This window comes from Mycobacterium sp. 852002-50816_SCH5313054-b, assembly GCF_001667185.1.
Classification (GTDB): Bacteria; Actinomycetota; Actinomycetes; order Mycobacteriales; family Mycobacteriaceae; genus Mycobacterium.
The window spans coordinates 1-25407 of the sequence record NZ_LZIC01000023.1 but is presented as its reverse complement, the minus strand read 5'-3'; the positions used below and the strand labels follow the sequence as shown (position 1 = coordinate 25407).

24 protein-coding genes and 1 tRNA gene are annotated in these 25407 nt (G+C 69.1%); 14 read left to right on the top strand and 11 right to left on the bottom strand.

Annotation, left to right across the window (positions count from 1 at the left end; all coding sequences use genetic code 11):
- Window positions 1-36: 36 nt before the first annotated feature.
- Genes A5787_RS03455 through A5787_RS03445 form a run of 3 tightly spaced genes read left to right on the top strand, consistent with a single transcriptional unit; the run spans window position 37 to window position 4301 of the window.
- Window positions 37-1422 (top strand): sigma 54-interacting transcriptional regulator, encoded by a 1386-nt coding sequence (locus A5787_RS03455; protein ID WP_066961620.1) that lies wholly within the window; start codon window positions 37-39, stop codon window positions 1420-1422.
- Window positions 1415-3394 (top strand): VWA domain-containing protein, encoded by a 1980-nt coding sequence (locus A5787_RS03450; protein ID WP_066961618.1) that lies wholly within the window; start codon window positions 1415-1417, stop codon window positions 3392-3394. The genes A5787_RS03455 and A5787_RS03450 overlap by 8 nt, the downstream gene beginning before the upstream one ends.
- Window positions 3395-3452: 58 nt before the next feature.
- The gene (locus tag A5787_RS03445; protein WP_066961616.1) at window positions 3453-4301 is read left to right on the top strand and encodes an aldo/keto reductase; all 849 of its coding nucleotides are present in this window, start codon (window positions 3453-3455) and stop codon (window positions 4299-4301) included.
- 15 nt (window positions 4302-4316) lie between these two features.
- Here the strand turns inward: A5787_RS03445 and A5787_RS03440 are convergent, their stop codons facing one another.
- The 7 genes from A5787_RS03440 to A5787_RS03410 form a co-directional block, all read right to left on the bottom strand.
- Window positions 4317-4928 carry a DUF1707 domain-containing protein gene (locus A5787_RS03440; RefSeq protein ID WP_197506946.1) on the bottom strand — a complete coding sequence of 204 codons (612 nt, stop codon included), beginning with the start codon at window positions 4926-4928 and terminating at the stop codon, window positions 4317-4319.
- Between the two features lie 113 nt (window positions 4929-5041).
- Window positions 5042-5827, bottom strand: coding sequence for an enoyl-CoA hydratase family protein (locus A5787_RS03435; RefSeq protein ID WP_066961614.1), 786 nt, complete (start codon window positions 5825-5827; stop codon window positions 5042-5044).
- Window positions 5827-7002: an acyl-CoA dehydrogenase family protein gene (locus A5787_RS03430; RefSeq protein WP_066961610.1), complete on the bottom strand. Its 1176-nt coding sequence runs from the start codon at window positions 7000-7002 to the stop codon at window positions 5827-5829. The genes A5787_RS03435 and A5787_RS03430 overlap by 1 nt, the downstream gene beginning before the upstream one ends.
- Window positions 6999-8978: a biotin carboxylase N-terminal domain-containing protein gene (locus tag A5787_RS03425; protein WP_066961608.1), complete on the bottom strand. Its 1980-nt coding sequence runs from the start codon at window positions 8976-8978 to the stop codon at window positions 6999-7001. Before A5787_RS03425 ends, A5787_RS03430 begins: the two co-directional genes overlap by 4 nt.
- 5 nt (window positions 8979-8983) lie before the next feature.
- Complete coding sequence (locus A5787_RS03420; RefSeq protein ID WP_066961606.1) at window positions 8984-10579, bottom strand: acyl-CoA carboxylase subunit beta; 1596 nt, start codon at window positions 10577-10579, stop codon at window positions 8984-8986.
- Window positions 10576-11724, bottom strand: coding sequence for an acyl-CoA dehydrogenase family protein (locus A5787_RS03415; protein ID WP_066961604.1), 1149 nt, complete (start codon window positions 11722-11724; stop codon window positions 10576-10578). The genes A5787_RS03420 and A5787_RS03415 overlap by 4 nt, the downstream gene beginning before the upstream one ends.
- Window positions 11721-13430 (bottom strand): acyclic terpene utilization AtuA family protein, encoded by a 1710-nt coding sequence (locus tag A5787_RS03410; protein WP_066961602.1) that lies wholly within the window; start codon window positions 13428-13430, stop codon window positions 11721-11723. The genes A5787_RS03415 and A5787_RS03410 overlap by 4 nt, the downstream gene beginning before the upstream one ends.
- Window positions 13431-13652: 222 nt before the next feature.
- Here A5787_RS03410 and rpmF point away from each other — a divergent pair, with 222 nt between their 5' ends.
- From rpmF to A5787_RS03385, 5 genes are all read left to right on the top strand, one after another.
- Window positions 13653-13826, top strand: coding sequence for a 50S ribosomal protein L32 (gene rpmF / locus A5787_RS03405; protein ID WP_066961599.1), 174 nt, complete (start codon window positions 13653-13655; stop codon window positions 13824-13826).
- Window positions 13827-13889: 63 nt separating this feature from the next.
- A complete protein-coding gene (gene mprA / locus A5787_RS03400) occupies window positions 13890-14576 on the top strand; it encodes a two-component system response regulator MprA (protein WP_082977049.1) in 687 nt (228 codons plus the stop codon).
- On the top strand, window positions 14576-16123 hold the full coding sequence (locus A5787_RS03395) for a HAMP domain-containing sensor histidine kinase (RefSeq protein WP_066961595.1): 1548 nt from the start codon (window positions 14576-14578) through the stop codon (window positions 16121-16123). The genes mprA and A5787_RS03395 overlap by 1 nt, the downstream gene beginning before the upstream one ends.
- Before the next feature lie 73 nt (window positions 16124-16196).
- Entirely contained in the window at window positions 16197-17681 is a 1485-nt protein-coding gene (locus tag A5787_RS03390; protein ID WP_066961593.1) for a S1C family serine protease, read from the top strand.
- A gap of 59 nt (window positions 17682-17740) precedes the next feature.
- Complete coding sequence (locus tag A5787_RS03385; RefSeq protein ID WP_066961590.1) at window positions 17741-18238, top strand: molybdenum cofactor biosynthesis protein B; 498 nt, start codon at window positions 17741-17743, stop codon at window positions 18236-18238.
- A gap of 7 nt (window positions 18239-18245) precedes the next feature.
- Here the strand turns inward: A5787_RS03385 and mscL are convergent, their stop codons facing one another.
- The 4 genes from mscL to A5787_RS03365 form a co-directional block, all read right to left on the bottom strand.
- Window positions 18246-18710, bottom strand: coding sequence for a large-conductance mechanosensitive channel protein MscL (mscL, locus tag A5787_RS03380; protein ID WP_066961584.1), 465 nt, complete (start codon window positions 18708-18710; stop codon window positions 18246-18248).
- Between the two features lie 65 nt (window positions 18711-18775).
- A complete protein-coding gene (locus A5787_RS03375; protein ID WP_066961580.1) occupies window positions 18776-19447 on the bottom strand; it encodes an SAF domain-containing protein in 672 nt (223 codons plus the stop codon).
- A 65-nt stretch (window positions 19448-19512) separates the two neighbouring features.
- Window positions 19513-19863, bottom strand: coding sequence for an FmdB family zinc ribbon protein (locus A5787_RS03370; RefSeq protein ID WP_066961577.1), 351 nt, complete (start codon window positions 19861-19863; stop codon window positions 19513-19515).
- Between the two features lie 74 nt (window positions 19864-19937).
- Window positions 19938-20531 carry a 5-formyltetrahydrofolate cyclo-ligase gene (locus A5787_RS03365; RefSeq protein WP_066961716.1) on the bottom strand — a complete coding sequence of 198 codons (594 nt, stop codon included), beginning with the start codon at window positions 20529-20531 and terminating at the stop codon, window positions 19938-19940.
- A 77-nt stretch (window positions 20532-20608) separates the two neighbouring features.
- Here A5787_RS03365 and A5787_RS03360 point away from each other — a divergent pair, with 77 nt between their 5' ends.
- The 6 genes from A5787_RS03360 (at window position 20609) to A5787_RS03335 (ending at window position 25199) form a co-directional block, all read left to right on the top strand.
- On the top strand, window positions 20609-21520 hold the full coding sequence (locus A5787_RS03360; RefSeq protein ID WP_066961575.1) for a UTP--glucose-1-phosphate uridylyltransferase: 912 nt from the start codon (window positions 20609-20611) through the stop codon (window positions 21518-21520).
- A gap of 67 nt (window positions 21521-21587) precedes the next feature.
- On the top strand, window positions 21588-22880 hold the full coding sequence (gene glp, locus A5787_RS03355) for a gephyrin-like molybdotransferase Glp (RefSeq protein ID WP_066961572.1): 1293 nt from the start codon (window positions 21588-21590) through the stop codon (window positions 22878-22880).
- A gap of 21 nt (window positions 22881-22901) precedes the next feature.
- Window positions 22902-23555 carry a GNAT family N-acetyltransferase gene (locus A5787_RS03350; RefSeq protein WP_066961714.1) on the top strand — a complete coding sequence of 218 codons (654 nt, stop codon included), beginning with the start codon at window positions 22902-22904 and terminating at the stop codon, window positions 23553-23555.
- 173 nt (window positions 23556-23728) lie between these two features.
- Window positions 23729-24760: a gephyrin-like molybdotransferase receptor GlpR gene (gene glpR, locus A5787_RS03345; protein ID WP_066961711.1), complete on the top strand. Its 1032-nt coding sequence runs from the start codon at window positions 23729-23731 to the stop codon at window positions 24758-24760.
- 50 nt (window positions 24761-24810) lie between these two features.
- A tRNA-Ala gene (locus tag A5787_RS03340) sits at window positions 24811-24886 on the top strand.
- 94 nt (window positions 24887-24980) lie between these two features.
- Window positions 24981-25199, top strand: a complete 219-nt coding sequence (locus A5787_RS03335; protein WP_066961570.1) for a hypothetical protein — start codon at window positions 24981-24983, stop codon at window positions 25197-25199.
- Window positions 25200-25407: the final 208 nt, after the last annotated feature.

Genomic DNA, 25407 nt, shown 5'->3' with positions numbered 1-25407 from the left:
TGGCGCGTGAGGAGTTGGCCCACCGCGTAGCGTGGAGTGGTGCCATCACCGAGCAACCTGCCCCGCACCGTCGGCGAACTGCGTGCCGCCGGCCACCGCGAACGGGGAGTCAAGCAAGAAATCCGGGAAAACCTGCTGACCGCGCTGGCCGAGGGCGACAACGTCTGGCCGGGCATCCTGGGTTTCGAGGACACCGTGTTGCCTCAGCTGGAGCGGGCGCTGATCGCGGGCCACGACTTTGTTTTGCTGGGGGAACGCGGCCAGGGCAAGACCCGGCTGCTGCGCGCGCTGACCGGACTGCTCGACGAGTGGACCCCCGTGATCGACGGCGCCGAACTGGGTGAGCACCCGTACACCCCGATCACCCCGGAGTCGATCCGCCGCGCCGCCACGCTGGGCGACGACCTGCCCGTGGCGTGGAAGCACCGCAGCGAGCGCTACACCGAGAAGCTGGCCACCCCCGACACCAGCGTCGCCGACCTGGTCGGCGACATCGACCCGATCAAGGTCGCCGAGGGCCGCAGCCTCGGCGACCCGGAGACCATCGCCTACGGGCTGATTCCCCGCGCCCACCGCGGCATCGTCGCGGTCAACGAGCTACCCGACCTCGCCGAGCGCATCCAGGTGTCGATGCTCAACGTGATGGAGGAGCGCGACATCCAGGTCCGCGGCTACACGCTGCGCCTGCCGCTGGACGTGTTGGTGGTCGCCAGCGCCAACCCCGAGGACTACACCAACCGCGGCCGCATCATCACCCCGCTCAAAGACCGGTTCGGCGCCGAGATCCGCACCCACTACCCGCTGGAGCTCGAGGCCGAGGTGGGCGTGATCGTGCAGGAGGCCCACCTGAGCGCCCAGGTGCCCGACTACCTCATGCAGGTGATCGCGCGGTTCGCCCGCTACCTGCGGGAGTCCAACTCGATTGATCAGCGGTCCGGGGTGTCGGCGCGGTTCGCGATCGCGGCGACCGAGACCGTCGCCGCCGCCGCCCGGCACCGCGGCGCGGTGCTGGGGGAGACGGACCCGGTGGCCCGGGTGGTCGACCTGGACACGGTGATCGACGTGCTGCGCGGCAAGCTGGAATTCGAGTCCGGCGAGGAGGGCCGCGAGCAGGCGGTGCTCGAGCACCTGCTGCGGCGCGCGACGGCCGACACCGCGGCCAGGGCGCTCGGCGGAATCGACGTCGGCGCCTTGGTGGCCGCGGTCGAGGGCGGTTCGGCGGTCACGACGGGCGAGCGGGTGTCGGCCAAGGACGTGCTGGCCGCGGTGCCGAACCTGTCGGTCGTCGACAAGATCGCGGCCAAGCTGCACGCCGAATCCGAAGGCGAACGCGCCGCGGCGCTGGAACTGGCGCTGGAGGCCCTGTATCTCGCCAAGCGCATCGACAAGGTGTCCGGGGAGGGCCAAACCGTCTATGGCTAGAGGGCATTCGTCGCGATACTCGGCGTACACCGGCGGGCCCGACCCGCTGGCGCCGCCGGTGGATCTGCGAGAGGCGCTCGAACAGATCGGCCAGGACGTGATGGCCGGCACCTCGCCACGGCGCGCGCTGTCCGAGTTGCTGCGCCGCGGCACCAAGAACATGCCAGGCGCCGACCGGCTGGCGGCCGAGGCGAACAAGCGGCGACGGGACCTGTTGCGCCGCAACAACTTGGACGGCACCCTGCAGGAGATCAAGAAGCTGCTCGACGAGGCGGTGCTGGCCGAGCGCAAGGAGTTGGCCCGCGCGCTGGACGACGACGCCCGCTTCGGCGAGTTGCAACTGGACGCGCTGCCCGCGTCGCCGGCCAAGGCCGTGCAGGAGCTGTCCGACTACGACTGGCGCAGCTCGGAGGCCCGCCAAAAGTACGAGCAGATCAGAGATTTGCTCGGCCGGGAGATGCTGGATCAACGCTTCGCCGGGATGAAGCAGGCGCTGGAGGGGGCCACCGACGAGGATCGCCAGCGGGTCAACGAGATGTTGGACGACCTCAACGAGTTGCTGGACAAGCACGCCCGCGGCCAGGACTCGCAGCAGGACTTCGAAGAATTCATGGGCAAGCACGGCGAGTTCTTCCCGGAGAACCCGCGCAACGTCGAGGAGCTGCTCGACTCGCTCGCCAAGCGCGCCGCCGCGGCACAACGCTTCCGCAACAGCCTGAGCCCCGATCAGCGCGCCGAGCTGGATGCCCTGGCGCAGCAGGCATTCGGGTCACCGGCGCTGATGGAGGCGTTGGGTCGGCTCGATTCGCATCTGCAGGCCGCGCGGCCGGGCGAGGACTGGACCGGGTCCGAGCAATTCTCCGGTGATAACCCGTTCGGGATGGGCGAAGGCACCCAGGCGATCTCCGACATCGCCGAGTTGGAGCAGCTCGCCGAGCAGCTATCGCAGAGCTATCCCGGCGCAACCATGGACGACGTCGATCTCGACGCGCTGGCACGCCAACTCGGCGACGAGGCGGCCATCGATGCCCGCACCCTGGCCGAATTGGAACGGGCACTGGTCAATCAGGGTTTCCTGGACCGCGGTTCCGACGGCCAGTGGCGACTTTCTCCGAAGGCGATGCGCAGGCTCGGCGAGACGGCGTTACGCGATGTGGTGCAACAGCTTTCCGGACGCCGCGGCGAGCGGGATCACCGGCGCGCCGGAGCCGCAGGCGAGCTGACCGGCGCGACCCGGCCCTGGCAATTCGGTGACACCGAGCCGTGGCACATCTCCCGCACGCTGACCAACGCGGTGCTGCGGCAGTCCGGAACGGCGACAATCGATGGACCCATCCGGATCACCGTTGACGACGTCGAGGTCTCCGAGACCGAGACGCGCACACAGGCCGCCGTGGCGTTGTTGGTGGACACCTCGTTTTCGATGGTGATGGAGAATCGCTGGCTGCCGATGAAGCAGACGGCGCTCGCGCTCAACCACCTGGTGTGCACCCGCTTTCGCTCGGATGCCTTGCAGATCATCGCTTTTGGCCGCTATGCCCGCACCGTGACGGCCGCCGAGCTGACCGGCCTGGAGGGCGTCTACGAGCAGGGCACCAACCTGCATCACGCGCTGGCGCTCGCGGGGCGCCACCTGCGCCGGCACCCGAACGCGCAGCCCGTCGTGCTGGTGGTGACCGACGGCGAGCCGACCGCGCACCTGGAGGACTTCGACGGGGAGGGGTCGGGTTCTGCTGTGTTTTTTGATTACCCGCCGCACCCGCGGACCATCGCCCACACCGTGCGCGGATTCGACGAGATGGCAAGGCTCGGTGCGCAGGTGACGATCTTCCGGTTGGGCGACGACCCCGGCCTGGCCCGGTTTATCGACCAGGTCGCCCGGCGCGTGGAGGGGCGCGTCGTGGTCCCCGACGTCGACGGCCTGGGGGCCGCCGTGGTGGGTGACTATTTGCGGTCTCGGCGCCGCCGCTAATCCCTCAGTGGAATAGATGCTTTCCCGACCGGGTTGTCGGGCGAGAAGGAGGAGATGCATGAGCAAGGTTCCAACGATCGAACTCAACGACGGTGTGAGCATCCCGCAGCTGGGCTTCGGCGTGTTCCAGATCAAGCCCGACGAGACCGCGGCGGCCGTCAAGCGCGCCCTGGACATCGGGTACCGGCACATCGACACCGCGCAGATGTATGGGAACGAGAAGGAAGTCGCCCAGGGCATCCGTGACGCCGGGCTCGACCGCGCCGAGGTGTTCGTTACCAGCAAGCTGAACAACGGCTTTCACAAGCCCGACGATGCGCGGCGCGCTTTCGACAAGACCCTCGAGGCCCTGAAGTCCGATTACGTCGACCTGTTCCTCATTCACTGGCCACTGCCCACGCTCTATGGCGGCGACTTCGTCGCCACCTGGAAAGTCCTCGAAGAGTTCGCCAAGGACGGTCGCGCCCGCAGCATCGGGGTTTCGAACTTCCAGACCGCGCACCTGGGACGGCTCGCCGCGGAAACCGAGACGGTCCCGTCGGTCAACCAGATCGAGGTGCACCCGTACTTCGGCAATGAGCAGGTTCGCTCCTATGGCCGCGATCACGGCATCGTCACCGAGGCGTGGTCGCCGATCGCCCAGGGCAAGGTGCTCGGCGATCCCGAAATCAACCGCATCGCCGACGCCCGCGGTAAGTCGCCGGCGCAGGTGGTGTTGCGCTGGCACATCCAGCGCGGCGACGTCGTCTTCCCCAAATCGGTGACGCCGGAACGGATTCAGGCCAACTTCGAGCTATTCGACTTCGAACTGGACGAGTCCGACATGGCGGCGATCTCGGCGCTGGACAAGGGCGAAGCGGGCCGGCGGGGCCCCAACCCCGACGAGTTCGACTACGTGCCGGGTTAGCAAGCGGCGCAACGATTATCCGCGGGGGCGGCGGGCCTTGCGCTTGATGCCCACACCGCCCCACAGCGAGAAGCCGTAAATGTTGACCTTCGGCGCGCCGGGGGTGCCCTGGCCGAGCACGCTGTGGTCGAAGCCGCCCATCACGCCGTGCCCGTGGATCTCGACGTTGACTTCGGGCGGTAGCAGGATGTTCTGCGCGCCCATGATCGAGATCGCGTGGATGTCGACCTCGGTGGAGGTAAAGTCGGCGTAACGCAGGTCCACCACCCCGGTTCCCCAGAAGGTGAAAGTGGTGAGCTTCTTCGGGACGTTCCACCGGCCGCGCCGCTCGAAATTGCTCATCAGCGCCAGCAGCAACATCGACGGCGCCGGGTTGGGTTTGCCGCCCCTGCGCGGGCTCAGCATCGCGCCGGGCAGGTCGGCCCGTAGCTCGTCGAGCTCCTCGTAGGTGGTCGCGGCGTACGCCCGCGTCAAGCGGTCCTCGTAATCCTTCAGCTGCAGCCGGCCCTGCTCGGCCGCATACGCCAGCAACTGCGCGACCTGGATGCGATCCGTATCGGCCGCGCGCGACGATTCGTCACGCGTGTCCTGGGTACCGCGGGTATCGCGCTGCGCCGGGTTGCTCATCATCCACGAGCGTACGACGTAGAAGTTTTGCTGCAAGTGGGTTGGCTAAACTGCAACGTTCTCCCCAGGTCGAGCCCCCGCCGCGGGGCTTTTTGCGCAGGTCGCGCGGCCCGTTAGACGTTTGCCCAACTAGGCGGGCGCTTCTGCAAAAACGCCAGCATGCCTTCGCGGGCCTCGTCGGACACGAACAGCCGGGCCGACTCCTCGGTGAGCCGTTCGGCGTCGCGGTCGAAGCCCTCCAGCACGGCGGCGGTGGTCAGCGCCTTTGACGCCGCAAGCCCCTGCGGCGAACCGCGGCTCACGTCGGCGACCAACTTCTCGACCGCGGCGTCGACGTCGTCGGCCGCCATCGTGATGAGTCCGATCTCCGCGGCTTCCGCCGCACCGAACGTCTCGCCGGTGAGGTAGTAGCGCGCCGCGGCCCGCGCCGACATCTTCGGCAGCAGCGTCAGCGAGATGATCGACGGCGCGACGCCGATCCGGGCCTCGGTCAGCGCGAAGGTGCTGCCCGGGCCGGCAACAGCGATGTCGCAGGCGCCGACCAACCCGAAGCCGCCGGCCCGGACATGCCCGTTGACGGCGACGATCACCGGCAGCGGCGCGGAGACGATGGCGCGCAGCAGCGCGGTCATTTCGCGGGCCCGGGCCACGGCGACGTCGAACGGATCGCCTCCGCCGGCCTCACTGAGGTCCGCCCCGGCGCAGAAGGTGCCGCCCGTGTGGCCCAGCACCACCACCCGCACCGCGGGATCGGCCGCGGCGTCACGCAGGCCGCGGTGCAGCTGGCTGACCAGGGCGGTGGAAAGGGCGTTGCGGTTGTGCGGCGAGTTCAGCGTCAGCCGCGCGACGGGGCCGCCGGTGTCGGCCGGGCCGGCGTATTCGACGAGACGATGTTCCATCAGTAAGACCGGGGCAGGCCCAGCGAAGTCTGCGCCACGAAGTTCAGCACCATCTCCCGGCTGATCGGGGCGATGCGCCCGAGCCGGGCCGAGGCGAGCATGGCCGCCACGCCGTACTCCTTGGTGAGCCCGTTGCCGCCCATCGACTGCACGGCCTGGTCGACCGAGCGGGTGGCCGCCTCGGCCGCCGCGTACTTGGCCATGTTCGCCGCCTCGGCGGCGCCCGCGTCGTCGCCGGCGTCGTAGAGCGTCGCGGCCTTCTGCATCATCAGCTTGGCGAGCTCGACCTCAATGTGGCACTGCGCCAACGGATGTGACAGGCCCTGGTGCGCACCGATCGGGGTGGACCAGACCTGGCGGGTCTTGACGTAGTCGACGGCCTTGTTCAGCGCGAAGCGTCCCATGCCCACCGAGCTGGCCGCCCCCATGATGCGCTCGGGATTCAGGCCGGCGAAAAGCTGTGCGATGGCGGCGTCCTGGGCCCCCACCAGCGCATCGCTGGGCAGCCGGACGTCGTCGAGGAAGACCTGGAATTGGCGCTCGGGGCTGATCAGTTCCATCTCGATCGGGGTGTAGGTGAAGCCAGGCGCGTCGGTGGGCACCACGAACAGCGCCGGGCGAAGAGACGCGGACTTGGCCCCTGTGTCCTTATAGGTGCGCGCCACCACCAGCACCGCCTGCGCCTGGTCGATACCGGAGATGTAAACCTTCTGCCCCTTGAGGATCCAGTCGCTGCCGTCGCGGCGGGCGGTCGTGGTGATCTTGTGCGAGTTGGAGCCGGCGTCGGGTTCGGTGATGGCGAACGCCATCGTCAGCGAGCCGTCGGCGATGGCGGGGATCCAGCGCTTCTTCTGCTCCTCGGTGCCGAACTTGCTGATGATGGTGCCGTTGATGGCGGGGGACACCACCATCAGGAGCAGCGCGCTGCCCGCGGCCGCCATCTCCTCCATCACCAGCGACAGCTCGTACATGCCGGCACCGCCGCCGCCGTACTCCTCGGGCAGGTTCACCCCCAGGAAGCCGAGCTTGCCGGCATCGGACCACAATTCGGTGGTGTGCTGGTGCGCGCGGGCCTTCTCCAGGTAGTACTCGCTGCCGTAGTTGGACGCCCACTCGGACACCGCCTTGCGCAGCGCCCGGCGCTCCTCGTTTTCGATGAAGCTGCTGTCGGTCACTGTGAATCTCCTTCTGCTTCGGGCGCTTCCACTCGTGCCAGGACGGCGCCCACTTCGACTTGCTGACCGGTCTCGACGTTGAGCTCGGCGAGCACGCCGTCGGAGGGCGCGGTGATGGTGTGTTCCATCTTCATCGCCTCCAGCCAGATCAGTGGTTGCCCGGCGGTGACGGTGTCGCCGATCGCGGCGCCGAGGCGGATGACGTTGCCGGGCATGGGCGCCACCAGGGAACCCTTTTCGACGGTCGAACCCGGCTCCGGGAAGCGGGGGACGGTGACGAGGTGAACGGGTCCGCGCGCCGAGTCGACGTAGACGTCGTCACCGTGCCGGGCGACCGCGAAGGTGTGTTCCACCCCGTCGTCGGCGAGGGTGACCCGATCCGCCGCGGCGGAAACCAGCCGCACGGTCGCATCGTCCGGCAGTGTCAATCCGGTTCTGGTGAACCGGTATTGGACGGGTTGTTCGGTGTCGCTGTCGTCGCGATAGGTCTTGACCTGATACCCCGACGCCAGGTTTCGCCAGCCGGTGGGGACCGGGCCGAGCACGGGGGCGACGACGCGATTGCGGGCGGCGTCGGCCAGCGCGGCGGCGATCGCGGACAACCGGACGACCGCTGAGTCGGCCAGGGGCGCCGACAATTTGTCCAGGCCGTGCGTGTCGAAAAACGCCGTGTCGGTGTCACCGTCGAGAAATGCCGGGTGCCGCAGCACGTTGACCAGCAGCTCACGGTTGGTGCGCACGCCGTGCAGGCGGGCGCGGGCCAGGGCGTCGGCGAGCACCAGCGCAGCCTGACGACGCGTCGGGGCGTAGGAGATGACCTTGGCCAGCATCGGGTCGTAGTGGATCGACACCGTGAATCCGTCGACGATCCCGGAGTCCAGCCGGATGCCGGTCCGGTGCCCCAGCGAGCCGAACTCGGTCCGAACCGCCGGCACGTCGACCGCGTGCATCGCGCCGGCCTGGGGCTGCCAGCCGCGGGCCGGGTCCTCGGCGTAGAGCCGGGCCTCGATGGAATGCCCCTGGGCGGCAGGGGGTTCGGCATCGAGCCGGCCACCGTCGGCGATCGTGAGCTGCAGCTCGACCAGGTCGAGCCCGGTGGTCTCTTCGGTCACCGGGTGCTCGACCTGCAGGCGGGTGTTCATCTCCAGGAAGTAGAACTCGCCGTCATCGTCGGCGAGGAACTCCACCGTGCCGGCGCCCGTGTAGCCGATCGCGCCGGCGGCCAGCCGGGCCGCGTCGAACAGCTTGGCCCGCATTCCGGGGATGCGCTCGACCAGCGGCGAGGGGGCCTCCTCGATGATCTTTTGGTGGCGGCGCTGAATCGAGCATTCCCGCTCCCCGACGGCCCAGACGGTGCCGTGGGTGTCGGCCATGACCTGGACCTCGATGTGGTGCCCGGTGGGCAGGTAACGCTCGCAGAAGACGGTCGGGTCACCGAACGCCGACTGCGCCTCACGCCGAGCCGCCTCGACTTCACCAGCGAGAGAAGACAAGTCGCGGACCACCCGCATCCCGCGGCCGCCGCCACCGGCCGAGGCCTTGACCAGTACGGGCAGCTGCGCCTCGGTGACCGCGTCGGGATCGAGTTCGTCGAGCACCGGGACCCCGGCGGCGGCCATCAGCTTCTTGGACTCGATCTTGGAGCCCATCGCTCGCACCGCATCCACCGGCGGCCCCACCCAGGTCAGCCCCGCCTGCTGCACGGCGGCCGCGAAATCGGCGTTCTCGGAAAGGAACCCGTAGCCGGGATGCACCGCGTCGGCACCCGCGGCGCGGGCGGCGGCGATGATCGCCTCGGCGTTCAGATAGTCGTTGGTCTTTTCCAGCCGGACCCGCGCGTCGGCCTCGGCCACGTGCGGCGCGGCGGCGTCGGGGTCGGTGTAGACGGCGACGGTGCCCAGGCCCAGCCGGCGGCAGGTGGCGAACACCCGTCGGGCGATCTCGCCGCGGTTGGCGACCAGCACTCGAGTAACCATGGGGCTCACATCCGGAAGACGCCGAAGTTCGACGTCCCCTTGATCGGGCCATTGGCAATGGCGGACAAACACATTCCCAGCACCGTGCGGGTGTCGCGCGGGTCGATCACCCCGTCGTCGTAGAGCATCCCGGACAACACCAGCGGCAGCGACTCGGCTTCGATCTGCCCCTCGACGGCCGCGCGCATCGCGGCGTCGGCGTCCTCGTCGACCTGCTGGCCGCGCGCCTCGGCGGCCGCGCGGGCCACGATCGACAAGACGCCCGCGAGCTGGGCGCCGCCCATCACCGCGGATTTGGCGCTGGGCCAGGCGAACAGGAACCTCGGGTCGTAGGCCCGGCCGCACATGCCGTAGTGGCCGGCGCCGTAGGAGGCGCCGATCAACAGCGAGATGTGCGGGACCGTCGAGTTGGACACGGCGTTGATCATCATCGACCCGTGCTTGATCATCCCGCCCTCTTCGTAGTCCTTGCCCACCATGTAGCCGGTGGTGTTGTGCAGGAACAACAATGGCGTGTTCGAGCGGTTGGCCAGCTGAATGAACTGGGTGGCCTTCTGCGACTCCTCGCTGAACAGCACGCCGCGCGCGTTGGCGAGGATGCCCACGGGGTAGCCGTGCAGCCGGGCCCAGCCGGTGACCAGCGACGAGCCGTACATGGCCTTGAATTCGTCGAATTCGGAACTGTCCACGATGCGGGCGATCACCTCGCGCGGGTCGAACGGGACACGCAGATCCGCCGGCACGATGCCGATGAGCTCCTCGGCGTCGAACAGCGGCCCGGTCACGGGCCCAGGGGCCGGTCCCTGCTTCACCCAGTTCAGCCGGGCCACGATGCGGCGTCCGATCCGGATGGCGTCGAGCTCGTCGGCGGCGAAGTAGTCGGCCAAACCCGAGATGCGGGCGTGCATTTCGGCACCGCCCAGCGACTCGTCGTCGGATTCCTCGCCGGTGGCCATCTTCACCAGCGGGGGGCCGGCGAGGAACACCTTCGAACGTTCCTTGATCATCACGACGTGGTCGGACATGCCGGGGATGTAGGCGCCACCCGCGGTGGAGTTGCCGAAAACCAGTGCAATGGTGGGAATCCCGGCCGCCGACAGGCGGGTCAGGTCGCGGAACATCTGCCCGCCGGGGATGAAGATCTCCTTCTGGGTGGGCAGGTCCGCCCCACCGGATTCCACCAGCGAGACGACGGGCAGCCGGTTTTCGAAGGCGATCTGGTTGGCCCGCAGGATCTTTTTGAGGGTCCACGGGTTGCTGGTGCCGCCCTTGACCGTCGGGTCGTTGGCGACGATCAGGCATTCCACACCCGACACCACGCCGATCCCGGTGACCGTGCTGGCGCCGACGGTAAACGCGCTGCCGTAGGCGGCCAGCGGGCTGAGCTCCAGGAACGGCGAGTCGGGGTCGACGAGCAGCTCGATGCGTTCCCGCGCGGTCAGCTTGCCGCGGGCGTGGTGGCGCTCGACGTACTTGGGCCCGCCGCCCGCAAGCGCTTTGGTGAGTTCGGCGTCGATCTCGTCGAGCCGCGCGGCCGCCGTCGACGCCGCGTCGGTGTAGGCCGTGGAGTTCGGGTCGAGCGTGGACTGCAGTGTCGTCACGATTGGAATCCCAGCGTCTTGGCGGCGAGTGCGGTCAGGATCTCGGTGGTGCCCCCGCCGATGCCCAGGATCCGCATGTCGCGGTATTGGCGTTCGACTTCGGATTCGGCCATGTAGCCCATGCCGCCGAAGAGCTGGACGGCCTGGTTGGCCACCCATTCCCCGGCCTCGACGGCGGTGTTCTTGGCGAAACACACCTGAGCGATGAGGTTGGTCTCGCCGGCGAGCTGGCGCTCGACCACGTTGCGGGAGTAGACCCGGGCGACGTCGATGCGCCGGGCCATCTCGGCCAGCGTGTTCTGCACCGACTGGCGCGAGATCAGCGGTCGCCCGAACGTCTCCCGATCGCGACACCAGACCAGCGTGATGTCCAGGCAGCGCTGCGCGCTCGAATAGGCCTGCGCGGCAAGGCCGATCCGCTCCGCGACGAAGGCCTGCGCGATCTGGAGGAACCCACTGTTCTCGGCACCGACGAGATTGGCGGCCGGCACCCGCGCGTCGGTGAAGGACAGCTCCGCGGTGTCCGAGGATCGCCAGCCCATCTTGTCCAGCTTGCGGGTGACCTCGAATCCGGGCGTGCCCTTCTCGATCGCCAGCAGCGAAACCCCGGCGGCGCCCGGGCCGCCGGTGCGCACCGCGGTCACGACGTAGTCGGCGCGCACTCCGGAGGTGATGTAGGTCTTGGCGCCGTTGACGACGTAGTGGTCGCCGTCCCGCACCGCCGCGGTGCGCAGGTGCCCGACGTCGGAACCGCCGCCGGGCTCGGTGATGGCCAGCGCGCCGATCTTCTCGCCGGCCAGCGTCGGCCGCACGAACTCGTCGATCAGCCGGGCGTCGCCGGAGGCGGCCATGTGCGGCACCGCGATGCCGGAGGTGAACAGCGATGCGAAGACGCCTCCGGGGGCGCCGGATTGGTGCACCTCCTCGCAGATGACCACGGCGTCGGCGCCGTCGCCGCCGCCGCCGCCGACCGATTCGGGAAAGCTCGCGCCCAACAGCCCGGCCGCGCCGGCGCGGCGGTGCAGGTCGCGCGGCAGCTCGCCGGTGCGTTCCCACTCGTTGGCATGGGGCAGGATCTCGCGTTCGGTGAAGGAGCGCACCGTCTTTCGCAGCTGTTCGCGCTCGGGCGTGGTCCAGATATTCACAACAGGCTCTCCGGGATGTCGACGTGGCGGCCGCGCAGCCATTCGCCCAGCCCCTTGGCCTGGGGATCGAACCGCGCTTGATAGGCGACGCCCTGGCCGAGGATGCCGTCGACGACGAAGTTCACCGCGCGCAGATTGGGCAGCAGGTGGCGGGTGACGTCGAAGTCGGCCGCCTCGGGCAGCAGTTCGGTGAACAGCTCGACGGTCAACGTGTTGGCCAGCCAGCGCCACTGGTCGTCGCCGCGCACCCAGACCCCGACGTTGGCCGCCCCGCCTTTGTCGCCGCTGCGGGCCCCGGCGATGCGTCCCAGCGGCACCCTGCGCGTCGGGCCGGCCGGCAACGGCTCGGGCAGCGGCGGGGGATCGGCGGGTGCCAGCTCCAAAGTCTGGGTGGCGCAAGGGATGTAGGTCCCGGTCCCGTCGGCGTGCACGGCGACGTGCGGCACTTTCGCGGCGTCGACGTAGCCGGCGGTGAACACCCCGTACACCTGGCCGTCACCGGGCGGGGCGGTCACGTGAAAGCCGGGGTAGCTGGCCAGCGCCAATTCGACTGCCGCGGAGGAGAACTGGCGCCCCACATTGGCGGGATCGGGGTCGCGGACCACGCAGTGCAGCGACGCGCTGGCGGCTTCCTCGGTGTCGGCGTCGGTGTGGTCGGTGCGGGCCAGCGCCCACTGCAGCTCCGCGGGCTTCACCGTCAACGCGGCCTCCAGCTGGCGGCGCACCAAGTCGGCCTTGGCCTCGATGTCCAGGCCGGTGAGCACGAACGTCATGGCGTTGCGGAACCCGCCGATGCTGTTGAGCGACACCTTGTACGTGGGCGGGGGCGGTTCGCCGCGCACGCCGCTGATGCGCACCCGGTCGGGGCCGTCGGGGGACAGCGCGATGGTGTCCATCCGGGCGGTCACGTCGGGGTTGGCGTAGCGCGCGCCGGTGATCTCATAGAGCAGCTGCGCGGTGACGGTGTCGACGCTGACCAGGCCGCCGGTGCCGGGATGCTTGGTGATCACCGACGAGCCGTCGGCGAAGACCTCGGCCAGGGGGAAACCGGCGTGGGTCAGGTCGGCCACCTCGGTGAAGAAGGAATAGTTGCCGCCGGTGGCCTGGACGCCGCATTCGATGACGTGGCCGGCGACCACGGCACCCGCAAGCTGGTCGTAGTCGGTCGGACCCCAGCCGAAGTGCGCCGCCGCCGCCCCGACGATCACCGAGGCGTCGGTGACCCGTCCGGTGACGACGACGTCGGCGCCGCCGCCCAGGCACTCGACGATGCCCCACGCGCCCAGGTAGGCGTTCGCGGCGAGCGGCGCGCCCAGCCCCAGCTCGGCCGCCCGCGGCTGCAGGTCGTCACCCTCCACGTGCGCGACGCGGGCGGGGACGCCCAGGCGCTCGGCCAGCGCGCGGATCGCGTCGGCCAACCCGGCCGGGTTGAGGCCGCCGGCGTTGGCGACGATGCGCACGCCACGGTCGTGGGCTTCGCCCAGGCAGTCCTCGAGTTGGGTCAGGAAGGTCTTGGCATAGCCGCGCTCGGGGTGCTTCATCCGGTCGCGGCCGAGGATCAGCATGGTGAGTTCGGCCAGGTAGTCCCCGGTGAGGTAGTCGACGTCCCCGCCGGTCAGCATCTCGCGCATCGCCGAGAGCCGGTCGCCGTAGAACCCGGAACAGTTCGCGATCCGGACGGCGTCGCGACCAGGAGCAGAGGCCATGCAGTCCTCCAATCTGCGATTCACCGGTGCGCGCAAACCAACCAACCAACCGGTAGGTTAGCGGGTCGCGCCGGTGGCGCGTCAAGGACGTCCGCCCGGCCAGTGCGCCGTCATTTTGGCGGCGAGCAGGTCACCCACTATCCTGATAGGCAATCGTCGCACGTTCGGCCCGACCGGCACGCCGCGCGGCATATCCCCCGACCCGAGGAGTTAGGCCCGACCATGGCCGTACCCAAGCGCAGGATGTCGCGCGCGAACACCCGAAGCCGTCGCGCGCAGTGGAAGGCCACGAAGACCGAGCTCGTCGGCGTGACGGTGGCAGGCCAGAAGCACAAGGTGCCCCGCAGGCTGCTCAAGGCCGCGCGGCTGGGTCTCATCGATCTCGACAAGCGTTAATCTCGGCAAATACGCGGCGCGCCTCTCAGGCGGCTCTCAGGCGCTGGGACGAAACTAATGGCCGTGCGCATACTTGTCGTCGACGACGATCGCGCGGTGCGCGAGTCACTGCGCCGCTCGCTTTCCTTCAACGGGTACTCGGTCGAGCTGGCCCATGACGGGCTCGAGGCCCTGGAGATGATCGCCAGCGACCGGCCCGACGCCCTCGTGCTGGATGTGATGATGCCGCGCCTGGACGGCCTCGAGGTGTGCCGCCAGCTGCGCAGCACGGGCGACGACCTGCCGATCCTGGTGCTCACCGCCCGCGATTCGGTTTCGGAGCGGGTCGCCGGCCTGGACGCCGGCGCCGACGACTACCTGCCGAAGCCGTTCGCCCTCGAAGAGCTGCTGGCGCGGATGCGGGCGCTGCTGCGGCGCACCAAGCCCGACGACGACGCCGACTCGGTGGCCATGAGTTTCTCCGACCTGAGCCTGGACCCGGTGACACGCGAAGTCACCCGCGGACAACGCCGGATCAGCCTGACCCGCACCGAGTTCGCGCTGCTGGAAATGCTGATCGCCAACCCGCGCCGGGTGCTGACCCGCAGCCGCATTCTCGAGGAGGTGTGGGGATTCGACTTTCCCACCTCGGGCAACGCGCTGGAGGTCTACGTCGGCTATCTGCGTCGCAAGACCGAAGCCGAGGGTGAGCTCCGACTGATCCACACGGTGCGCGGGGTGGGATACGTCCTTCGGGAGACCCCGCCCTGATGATCCGGTTGCATCGGCACCGGCGCGCACCGCTGCGAGCCACCAGCTCGCTGTCCCTGCGATGGCGGGTGATGCTGCTGGCGATGTCGATGGTGGCGATGGTCGTCGTGTTGATGTCCTTCGCTGTCTACGCGGTGATTTCGGCCGCGCTCTACAGCGATATCGACAACCAGTTGCAGAGCCGGGCGCAGCTGCTGATCGCCAGCGGTTCGCTGGCCGCCGACCCGGGAAAGGCCATCGAGGGCACCGCGTACTCGGACGTCAACGCCATGCTGGTGAACCCGGGCCACTCCATCTACAGCGCCAACCAGCCGGGCCAGAGCCTGCCCGTCGGCGCCACCGAGAAGGCCGTCATCAGCGGCGATTTGTTCATGTCGCGTCGCACCGCGTCGGATCAACGAATACTGGCGATCCACCTGCCCAACGGCAGTTCATTGCTGATCTCCAAGAGCCTCAAGCCCACCGAGGCGGTGATGACCAAGCTGCGCTGGGTGCTGCTCATCGTCGGCGGCGTCGGCGTCGCGGTCGCCGCGGTGGCCGGCGGAATGGTCACCCGGGCGGGGTTGCGGCCGGTGGCCCGCCTGACCCAGGCCGCCGAGCGGGTGGCGCGCACCGACGACCTGCGCCCCATCCCGGTGTTCGGCAGCGACGAATTGGCAAGGCTCACCGAGGCTTTCAACTTGATGCTGCGGGCGTTGGCCGAGTCCCGGGAGCGGCAGGCGCGGCTGGTCACCGACGCCGGGCACGAACTGCGCACGCCGCTGACGTCGCTGCGCACCAACGTCGAACTCTTGATGGCCTCGATGGAGCCCGGGGCGCCGCGGCTGCCCGAACAGGAGATGGTGGACCTGCGTGCCGACGTGCTGGCGCAAATCGAGGAACTGTCCACGCTGGTCGGCGATTTGGTGGACCTGACCCGCGACGACGCCGGTCAGGTCGTGCACGAGACGGTGGACATGTCCGAGGTGATCGATCGGAGCCTGGAGCGAGTACGGCGGCGGCGCAACGACATTCACTTCGACGTCGACGCGATCGGATGGCAGGTCTACGGTGACGCGGCCGGGCTCTCGCGAGCGGTGCTGAACCTGATGGACAACGCGGCCAAGTGGAGTCCGCCGGGCGCGCGGGTCGGGATCACGATGAGGCAACTGGACTCCACGCACGCCGAGCTGGTGGTGTCCGACCATGGGCCCGGCATCCCGCTGCACGAGCGCCGCCTGGTTTTCGAGCGCTTCTACCGGTCGACGACGGCGCGGGCGATGCCCGGTTCGGGGCTTGGGTTGGCGATCGTCAAAAAGGTGGTGCTCAACCACGGTGGGCTGCTACGGGTCGAGGACACCGTGCCCGGGGGCCAACCGCCGGGCACCTCCATCTATGTGCTGCTTCCCGGCCGCCGGATACCGGCCCCGAGGGGCGTGGCCGACACCGAGGTCCTGACGACGGACACCGAAACCGACCCTTACGTGCCCGTGGCGGACCCCGCGGCGAACTCTCGGGATTCGGCGAACGTTATCTCAGTGGACTCTCAGTCCGCGCGGGCAAGGTAGGTCTGCAGCTAGTGTTGGACTCGAGCGAAGTCGAGCCCAAAAATCTGGAATATAGGAAGAGCGACGTAGCGACATGACGAATGACCCGAGGTATTCGCCACCGCCGCAGCAGCCGGGATACCGTACCGGGCCTAATCAGCCTGTGCCCCCCGCCTATGCGCAGGGGCGCCAGCAGCCGTACAACCCGCAGTACGACTGGCGCTATCAGCAGCCGGCCCAGCCGTCGCAGCCCACGCAGACGACCCCGTACCGGCGGCCCTACGAGCCCTACGAGCCGTTCAGTGGCAGCGGGCCGGGCCGGATACCCGGCGGCACCGGCCCGGGTCCGATACCCGGCGGCACCGGGACGGGCCCCATCCACATGCTGCCGCCGATGCCTCCGGGGCCCCAGAAGCGTTCCCGCGCAGGGCTGTTGGTGGCCGGCGCGCTGGCCATCGCGGTCGTGTCGGCCGGCATCGGCGGCGCCGCGGCAACGGCCGTCGAGCTCGGCACCCACTCCGCGAGCAGCAACGGCCACGGAATAATCCCGGGTGCCGCTCCCGGCGTCCCGGCCGCGAACATGCCGCCGGGCACGGTGGAACAGGTGGCCGCCAAGGTGGTGCCCAGCGTGGTCATGTTGGAGACCGACCTGGGCCGCCAGTCGGAAGAGGGCTCCGGCATCGTCCTGTCGACCGACGGGCTGATCCTGACCAACAACCACGTGGTCGCGGCCGCGGCCAAGCCCGGCGGCCCGGGTGGCCCCGGCGGCCCGGGTGGCCCCGGCGGCCCGGGTGGGCCCGGACCCGCTGGTCCGCCGCCGAAGACGACGGTCACCTTCTCCGACGGCCGTACCGCGCCGTTCACGGTGGTCGGTGCTGACCCCACCAGCGACATCGCCGTGATCCGCGTGCAGGGCGTGTCCGGCCTGAACCCCATCAGCCTGGGCTCCTCGGCGGATCTGCGGGTCGGCCAGCCGGTGGTGGCGATCGGGTCGCCCCTGGGCCTGTCCGGCACGGTGACCACTGGAATCATCAGCGCGATGAACCGGCCGGTGTCCACCACCGGCGAGTCGGGGAACCAGAACACCGTGCTGGACGCGATTCAGACCGATGCCGCGATCAACCCGGGCAACTCCGGTGGCGCGCTGGTCAACATGAGCGGCCAGCTGGTGGGCGTCAACTCCGCGATCGCCACCCTGGGCGCCGATTCGCCGGACGCGCAGAGCGGCTCGATCGGCCTCGGCTTCGCGATTCCCGTCGACCAGGCCAAGCGCATCGCCGACGAGCTGATTGCCACCGGCAAGGCGACGCACGCCTCGCTCGGCGTGCAGGTGACCAGCGACAAGGGCACCCCGGGCGCCAAGGTCGTCGACGTCGTGGCGAACGGGGCGGCGGCGAGCGCCGGAGTGCCCAAGGGGGTCGTCGTCACCAAGGTCGACGACCGCCCGATCAACAGCGCCGACGCGCTGGTCGCCGCGGTCCGCTCGAAGGCGCCCGGTGACAAGGTGTCGCTGACGTTCCAGGATCCCGGCGGTGGCAGCCGCACCGTCCAGGTCACCCTCGGTAAGGCGGATCAGTGAGGAGAGTCGAAGAGCCCTCGGCGGCGGGTTTGTCGGACCTCGGTTATACCGTTGCACCCATGGAAACGGGTGCGGAGTTGGTAGTCGGCCGAGCACTGGTGGTGGTGGTCGACGATCGCACCGCGCATGGCGACGAGGACCACAGTGGGCCGCTGGTCACCGAGCTGTTGACCGAGGCGGGGTTCGTGGTCGACGGCGTGGTGGCGGTCGCGGCCGACGAGGTCGAGATCCGCAACGCGCTCAACACCGCAGTGATCGGCGGGGTGGACCTGGTGGTCTCGGTCGGCGGGACGGGCGTCACCCCACGCGACGTGACGCCGGAGGCCACCCGGGAGATCCTGGATCGGGAAATCCTGGGCATCGCCGAGGCCATCCGTGCCTCGGGGCTGTCCGCGGGCATCATCGATGCCGGGTTGTCGCGCGGTCTGGCCGGGGTGTCGGGCAGCACGCTGGTGGTCAACCTCGCCGGTTCCCGTTACGCGGTGCGCGACGGGATGGCGACGCTGAATCCTCTTGCCGCGCAGATCATCGGCCAGTTGTCGAGCCTGGAGATCTAAGCGCGCCTCACTGCGCTTCGGCGTCCGCGCGGGGTCCGTGGGCCGGCGGGGGTTTCGTGGCCGCCGTGCCGCCGTGCCTGCCGGACAAGTCGCCATCGGTGTTTTGGGCCAGCAGGTCGCGGATTTCGGTCAGCAGGACGACCTGGGCGTCGTCCGCCTGCTCGACCTCACCCCGCTTGCGCAGCGTGTTGTAGGGGAGCACGACGAAGAAGTACACGACGGCGGCGATCAGGACGAAGTTGATCGCGGCCGACAGCAGGATGTTCAGGTCGATGGTCTGGCCGCCGCCGATGCTGATCTTCAAGACGCCGACATCGGATTGCTGCTTGACGCCGATGCGGTTGATCAGCGGCGAGATGATGCTGTCGGTGAACTTGGTGACCAACGCGGTGAAGGCAGTACCGATGACCACCGCGACGGCCAGGTCGACGATATTGCCCCTCGCGAGAAACTCCTTGAACCCTTTGAGCATGCGGAGGTCCTTTCTGGACTGGACAACGTTTGCTATCGATCACGTGCCCCACAGCGGCCAGGCACTCAGTGCAGGGTCAGGGTTACCATCTGGCCCAGCGCCGAGCCTGCCACCGTGTTCGCCACGCGAGCCGGCAGCGCAACCAACACTACGCGGTCGCTATCGGCAGCCTGGACCTTCTGTTTGGCCGAAACAAGCACGACAACGGCGTCGGTTGCTACCACTTTGGTCACGGCCGGGCTCCCCGCCGCCGGCGCATCGGTAGCGGGAGCGGCCAGCACGTCCACCACATCCCCGACCCGAATCAGGTCAATCAGGGCGCCGTCCGCCAGGTGCAGGGGCACGATGCGGGCGCCGGGCCCGGCCGTCAACTCGGCCAACCGGCTCCCGAGTAGCCGGACATCGGTGAGCACCTCGCCGCGCCTGGTGGGGCTGGCCAGCATCGACCCGACGACCGTGACCACGTCCCGCTGTGAACCGTCGGGAATCGTTGTGACCGAACGCTTTTCAAGCCGCACGTCAGCTGCGGTCAGCGCCGCACCCGGGTGCAGGTCGCGCGCTGCCACCACCACCTCGGCGTCATCGCCGTCGGGGTCTGACCGCAGCGTCGCGACGCCGGCCAGCACGACGAGCCCGCCCGCGGCCACTCGCCGGGCCAGCACCGTGCGAGTCCAATCGGGCCGCAACGACACCGAGATCCGCCTGAACAGGCTTGGATTCAGCGAAGATTCGTTCACGCCGCAACGGTAGGCGCGACGGGATGCCGGGGGTGCCGGTCAGGAATTGCGTTGTGGATAACCGCTTAGCTTGAGGCGGCCGCGGTGGCCGGCGTCGCACTGCTGGTCGACTTGTCGCTCGAGCCGCTCTTGTCGCCGGACGCGCCCTTGTCGCTGGAACCGGTCTTTTCGCTCGACCCCGAGCTCGAACCCGCGTCAACGGACGATCCGTTGGTCGAGCTCTTCGACTTCTTGCCGTCCGCGCGGCTGTCGGTGCGGTAAAAGCCGCTGCCCTTGAACACGACGCCAACGGAATTGAACAACTTGCGCAGCCGGCCGGAGCACTTCTCGCATGTGGTCAGCGCGTCGTCGGTGAAGGCCTGGACAGCGTCGAAGCGGTCGCCGCACTCGGTGCACGCGTAGCTGTAAGTCGGCACAAAAACCTCCGAATCGTCTCGGGCTGCATTAGCACTCTACCGTGTCAAGTGCTAGAACCGCCACGTGATCGCGATCATTCCCGGCTGCCAAGCGCGATCAGGCCCCGGTTGGGCGTGAGCGCGTGCGTCATCGGCACGTCGTGCGGTTCGGCGGGCAGCTTGGCCACGAACTCCGCGTCGCGCACCACTGCGACGAGGCGCGCGTGCGGGTTGCGCCCACCCAGCGAGCGGTCATAGAACCCGCGCCCCCGTCCCAGCCGCACGCCCCGGCGGTCGACGGCCAGCGCGGGCACCAGCACCAGACCAGCCTCGGCCAGGGCCGTCTCCGGCAGCAGCGGCTCGGTCGGCTCGAACAGCCCCCACGGCCCCGGGACGAGTCCGCCCGGCCGGTATTCGCCCCAGCGCAGCGGCAGGGGCTTGTCCTCGGCCGTGGTGCGTGCGACCGGCAGCAGCACCCGTGCGGACCGGCGCAGCAACATGTCCAGCAGCCCGGTCGAACCGGGTTCGGTGCCCACCGGCACGTAGGCGCAGACCGTGACCGCTCCGGTGATCACCGGTTCGAGATGGCCGCTGAGCAGGCGCGCCTCCGCGCCGCGAACGTCCTCGGGAACGCAACGCCGCGCCGCCACCAGCTGCTGGCGCAACGCGTCCTTGCTTGCGGTTTCCACGCCCTCAACCATGACAGGCCCGGATTTGGCGCCGCCAGACGGCGTCGGCGCACCTAACGAGGGTTATCGTTTGAACGATGTCACGCCCAGAAATTCCGGTCCCCTTTACGGCGATCGTTCCCGCGGCCGGCCTGGGCACGCGTTTCCTGCCCGCGACCAAGACGGTGCCCAAGGAGCTGCTGCCTGTCGTCGACACGCCGGGCATCGAGCTGGTCGCCGCGGAGGCCGCCGACGCCGGCGCGGAACGTCTGGTGATCATCACGTCCGCGGGCAAGGACGGGGTCGTTGCGCATTTCGTCGAGGACCTGGTGCTGGAGGGCACGCTCGAAGCCCGGGGCAAGAAGGCGATGCTCGACAAGGTGCGCCGCGCGCCGCAGCTGATCAAGGTCGAGTCCGTCGTGCAGGCCGAACCGCTCGGGCTGGGCCACGCCATCAGCTGCGTCGAGCCCACGCTGGCCGCCGACGAGGACGCCGTGATGGTGCTGCTGCCCGACGACCTGGTGTTGCCGACGGGCGTCTTGGAGACGATGGCCAAGGTGCGGGCCGACCACGGTGGCACGGTGCTGTGTGCCATCGAGGTGACACCCGAAGAGATCAGCGCCTACGGCGTTTTCGACGTCGAGCCGGTCCCCGGCGATGACAATCCCGACGTGCTGAAGGTCAACGGCATGGTCGAAAAGCCCAAGGCCGAAGACGCCCCGTCGCTGTATGCGGCGGCCGGCCGCTACGTGCTCGACCGCGCCATCTTCGACGCGCTGCGCCGCATCGACCGGGGGGCCGGCGGCGAAGTGCAGCTCACCGACGGCATCGCGTTACTGATCAAAGAGGGCCACCCGGTACATGTCGTCGTGCATCGCGGATCTCGACACGACTTGGGAAATCCCGGCGGCTACCTCAAGGCTGCGGTTGACTTTGCATTGGATCGTGACGACTATGGCCCGGATTTGCGGCGATGGTTGGTGGCGCGACTGGGCCTGACCGAGAACTAGCCGGGCGACAACGCCGGGCCGGCGGGACAAGGCGGGCCGAAAGGTCTCGACGGCAGAGAGGCACGCTGTGCGTTCTGTGGAGGAGCAGCAGGCCCGGATAACGGCAGCCGCGGTGGCCCCGCGACCGATACGGGCGGCCATCGCCGAGGCTCAGGGATTGATGTGTGCCGAGGAAGTGGTCACCGAGCGGCCCATGCCCGGCTTCGATCAGGCCGCCATCGACGGCTACGCGGTGCGCAGCGTCGACGTACTGGGCATCGGTGAGGTCGGCGCCGAAAGCCTCGGCGAGCCGTCCGACGAATTGGGAGGGGACGAGGACACGCGCGACGGTCTGCTCCTGCCGGTGATGGGGACCATCGAGGCCGGTTCGCGCACACCGAGCCGGCTGCAGCCGCGGCAGGCCGTCCGAGTGCAGACCGGCGCCCCACTGCCCACCCTGGCCGACGCCGTCCTGCCGGTGCGCTGGACCGACGGCGGGAGATCGCAAGTGCGGATCCTGCGCGGGGCGCCGTCGGGCGCCTACGTGCGCCGCGCCGGCGACGACGTCCAGCCCGGCGACGTCGCCGTGCGGGCCGGGACGATCATCGGCCCCGCGCAGGTTGGCCTGCTGGCCGCGGTCGGCCGGGAACGGGTGTTGGTGCATCCGCGGCCGCGGTTGTCGGTGATGGCCGTGGGCGGCGAGCTGGTCGACATCTCCCGCACCCCCGGAAACGGGCAGGTCTACGACGTCAACTCCTATGCGTTGGCGGCGGCGGGCCGCGACGCCGGCGCGGAGGTCAACCGCATCGGCATCGTGCCCAACAACCCCCAGGAGCTGCGCGAGGTCGTCGAGGGCCAGATCAACCGCGCCGAGGTGGTGGTGATCGCCGGCGCGGTCGGCGGCGCGGCCGCCGAGGCGGTGCGGTTGGTGCTGTCCGAGCTCGGCGAGATGGAGGTCGTCCGGGTCGGCATGCATCCGGGGTCCGTCCAGGGCTTTGGGCAGCTCGGGCGCGAGGGCGTCCCGACGTTTCTGCTGCCGGCCAACCCGGTCAGCGCGCTGGTGGTGTTCGAGGTGATGGTCCGGCCGCTGATCCGGCTTTCGCTGGGCAAGCGGCAGCCGATGCGGAGGATGGTGCAGGCCCGCGCCCTGTCGCCGATCACGTCCGTCGCCGGGCGCAAGGGCTACCTGCGCGGTCAGCTGATGCGCGATCAGGACACCGGTGAGTACCTGGTGCAGGCGCTGGGCGGAGCCCCGGGGGCGTCGTCGCACCTGCTGGCCACCCTCGCCGAGGCGAACTGCCTGGTGGTGGTGCCCAGCGGGGCCGAGCAGATTCGCACGGGCGAGATCGTCGACGTCGCCTTCCTGGCCCAGCGCGGCTAGGCGAGACGACTGCACATGCTCGTGAACCTGTTGCGCAGCAATGCCCGTCATCCGGGATGGCCGTCGGACGTGGGGCCGCTGCGGGTCCCCGCCGGGGTCGTCCGGCTGCGGGCGGTGCGGATGCGCGACGCCGCGCAATGGAGCCGCATTCGGTTGGCCGATCGCGCGCATCTCGAGCCGTGGGAACCCAGCACCGACGGTGATTGGACGATCCGGCACACGGTCGCCGCGTGGCCCGCGTTGTGTTCGGGCCTGCGCGCGGAGGCCCGCAAGGGCCGCATGCTGCCCTACGTCATCGAGCTCGACAGGAGGTTCTGCGGCCAGCTGACCATCGGCAACGTCATCCACGGCGCGCTGCGCTCGGCGTGGATCGGCTACTGGGTGCCCCGGTCGGCCACCGGCGGCGGGGTCGCGACGGCCGCGCTGGCTCTCGGCCTCGATCACTGCTTCGGCCCGGTCATGCTGCATCGCGTGGAGGCCACCGTGCGCCCGGAGAACGCCGCGAGCCGCGCCGTACTGGCAAAGGTCGGATTCCGGGAGGAGGGCCTGCTGCGCCGGTACCTCGAGGTCGACCGGGCCTGGCGCGACCACCTGCTGATGGCCATCACGGTCGAGGAAGTGCAGGGATCGGTGGCCTCGACCCTGGTCCGCGCCGGCCACGCGAGCTGGGCCTGAGCGCAGCCGCCGGACGGCACCCCGCCACCAACTGTGGCTAGCGCGACACGAGTGACACTTGGTGCTTGTGAGAGACAAATTACAGGTGTGTAATTGTGCTGGTCACCCTGCACCGACCGCGCTGGCCACCGATGAGCCTCGCGGGGGTCAGGGCCAGTGAGGAGCACGTCATCATGCCAAGCATCCCGCAGTCGCTGTTGTGGATCTCGCTCGTGGTGCTGTGGCTGTTTGTGCTGGTCCCGATGCTCATCAGCAAACGCGACGCGGTGCGTCGCACCAGCGACGTGGCGCTGGCGACGCGGGTGCTCAACGGCGCCGGGTCCCGGCTGCTCAAGCGCGGTGGGCCCGCCGCCGGCCATCGCAGCGACCCGCACTGGAAGCCGGAGGAGGACGCGGCCGAGGGTGACCAGGATGAATACGAAGAGCGCGAGGAGGAGGAGGACACCGAAAATCTGCAGCCGGCGCGCCCCGTCGTCGTGAAGGTCGCAGCCGTCGAACAGACCGAGCCCGACTACCTCGACGTCGACGTCATCGAGGATTCCGGTGCCCTACCGGCCGGGGCCGTCTCCGAGCTGGCCGAGCCCGACGAGGATGAGGCCGCCGTCGAGACCGAGCCCCAGACCGTCGCCGAGCATGCCGAGGCCGACGACGAAGACGCGGACCTACAGGACCGCTACGAATACGTCGAGGACTCTTCGGGTTTGGAGCCCGAGGCGGACCGCGAGGAGGACGAGGATCCCCGCGCGTTCGTCGCACCGGGCGCCTCCCGGCGGCGGCGGTTCGACCCGAAGACCGCGGCCGCGGTCAGCGCCCGCAAGTACGCCTTCCGCAAGCGGGTGCTGATGGTGATGGCCGTCTTCCTGATCGGCTCGGCCACGGCCGCCTTCGAGGTGTCACCGACGGCCTGGTGGGTGTGCGGGACCGCGACCGCGGTGACCCTGCTGTACCTGGCCTACCTGCGCAGGCAGACCCGCATCGAAGAGAGGGTGCGCCGCCGCCGGACGCAGCGGATGGCCCGCGCGCGGCTCGGCGTGGAGAACGCCTACGACCGCGATTACGACGTGGTGCCCTCGCGGCTGCGGCGCCCGGGTGCGGTGGTGCTGGAGATCGACGACGAGGACCCCATCTTCGAGCACCTCGAGTACGCGATGCCGATGCGGAACTACGGTTGGCCCAGGGACCTGCCGCGCGCGGTCGGCGAGTAGCGCCGGCAAGTCGTCGGTTGGCGGGACGGCTGGTAGCCTGCTAGCGGTCAGGGGCTATGGCGCAGTTGGTAGCGCGACTCGTTCGCATCGAGTAGGTCAGGGGTTCGAATCCCCTTAGCTCCACCACATTGAGTGCCGAGGTAAGTGGGGGTCTAACAATGAGCTGCGTCACCGTCTGCGAAGCCCGGTACGCAGCGGTTACGTAGGAGGGTTGAAAAGCATGGCTGTTGATCCGGAACGAATTCGCGAATGGCGTGACGCCGCCCAAAAGTATGCCGACATGGCGGTCAAGCTGGTACAGGTGTTGCCGGAGGAGCCGACTGATGCCGATTACTCGAAGGTTTCTATGATCGCGTCGATATCCTCGCTGTATTACGCGACGGCGTTGGATGCCGATCACTTCGGTGACGCGCCAGATCCTGGTGCACCGCCCGAATGAGGCCTTGCCTCACAACTTCCTCCGGCAGTAGCCGGTTGAATCGCCACATCTAGGTCGCTGGCCGCATCGTCCAGGTCTTCCTCGAGTAGGTCAGGGCACCGTCAGGGGTTCGAGTCCCCTTAGCTCCACCATGTGATGTCGCGAGACATCGAGGACAGATGTCTCGCGACATAGTGAACACCCTCAGTTGTTGGCTGGGGGTGTTTTC

What these genes read in the sequence shown, in the direction of transcription:
- A5787_RS03450 (WP_066961618.1), top strand. Translation starts at nt 1,415, where the DNA reads ATGGCTAGAGGGCATTCGTCGCGATACTCGGCGTACACCGGCGGGCCC.
- A5787_RS03445 (WP_066961616.1), top strand. Translation starts at nt 3,453, where the DNA reads ATGAGCAAGGTTCCAACGATCGAACTCAACGACGGTGTGAGCATCCCG.
- A5787_RS03440 (WP_197506946.1), bottom strand. Translation starts at nt 4,928, where the DNA reads ATGAGCAACCCGGCGCAGCGCGATACCCGCGGTACCCAGGACACGCGT.
- A5787_RS03435 (WP_066961614.1), bottom strand. Translation starts at nt 5,827, where the DNA reads ATGGAACATCGTCTCGTCGAATACGCCGGCCCGGCCGACACCGGCGGC.
- A5787_RS03425 (WP_066961608.1), bottom strand. Translation starts at nt 8,978, where the DNA reads ATGGTTACTCGAGTGCTGGTCGCCAACCGCGGCGAGATCGCCCGACGG.
- A5787_RS03410 (WP_066961602.1), bottom strand. Translation starts at nt 13,430, where the DNA reads ATGGCCTCTGCTCCTGGTCGCGACGCCGTCCGGATCGCGAACTGTTCC.
- rpmF (WP_066961599.1), top strand. Translation starts at nt 13,653, where the DNA reads ATGGCCGTACCCAAGCGCAGGATGTCGCGCGCGAACACCCGAAGCCGT.
- A5787_RS03395 (WP_066961595.1), top strand. Translation starts at nt 14,576, where the DNA reads ATGATCCGGTTGCATCGGCACCGGCGCGCACCGCTGCGAGCCACCAGC.
- A5787_RS03390 (WP_066961593.1), top strand. Translation starts at nt 16,197, where the DNA reads ATGACGAATGACCCGAGGTATTCGCCACCGCCGCAGCAGCCGGGATAC.
- A5787_RS03385 (WP_066961590.1), top strand. Translation starts at nt 17,741, where the DNA reads ATGGAAACGGGTGCGGAGTTGGTAGTCGGCCGAGCACTGGTGGTGGTG.
- mscL (WP_066961584.1), bottom strand. Translation starts at nt 18,710, where the DNA reads ATGCTCAAAGGGTTCAAGGAGTTTCTCGCGAGGGGCAATATCGTCGAC.
- A5787_RS03360 (WP_066961575.1), top strand. Translation starts at nt 20,609, where the DNA reads ATGTCACGCCCAGAAATTCCGGTCCCCTTTACGGCGATCGTTCCCGCG.
- glpR (WP_066961711.1), top strand. Translation starts at nt 23,729, where the DNA reads ATGCCAAGCATCCCGCAGTCGCTGTTGTGGATCTCGCTCGTGGTGCTG.
- A5787_RS03335 (WP_066961570.1), top strand. Translation starts at nt 24,981, where the DNA reads ATGGCTGTTGATCCGGAACGAATTCGCGAATGGCGTGACGCCGCCCAA.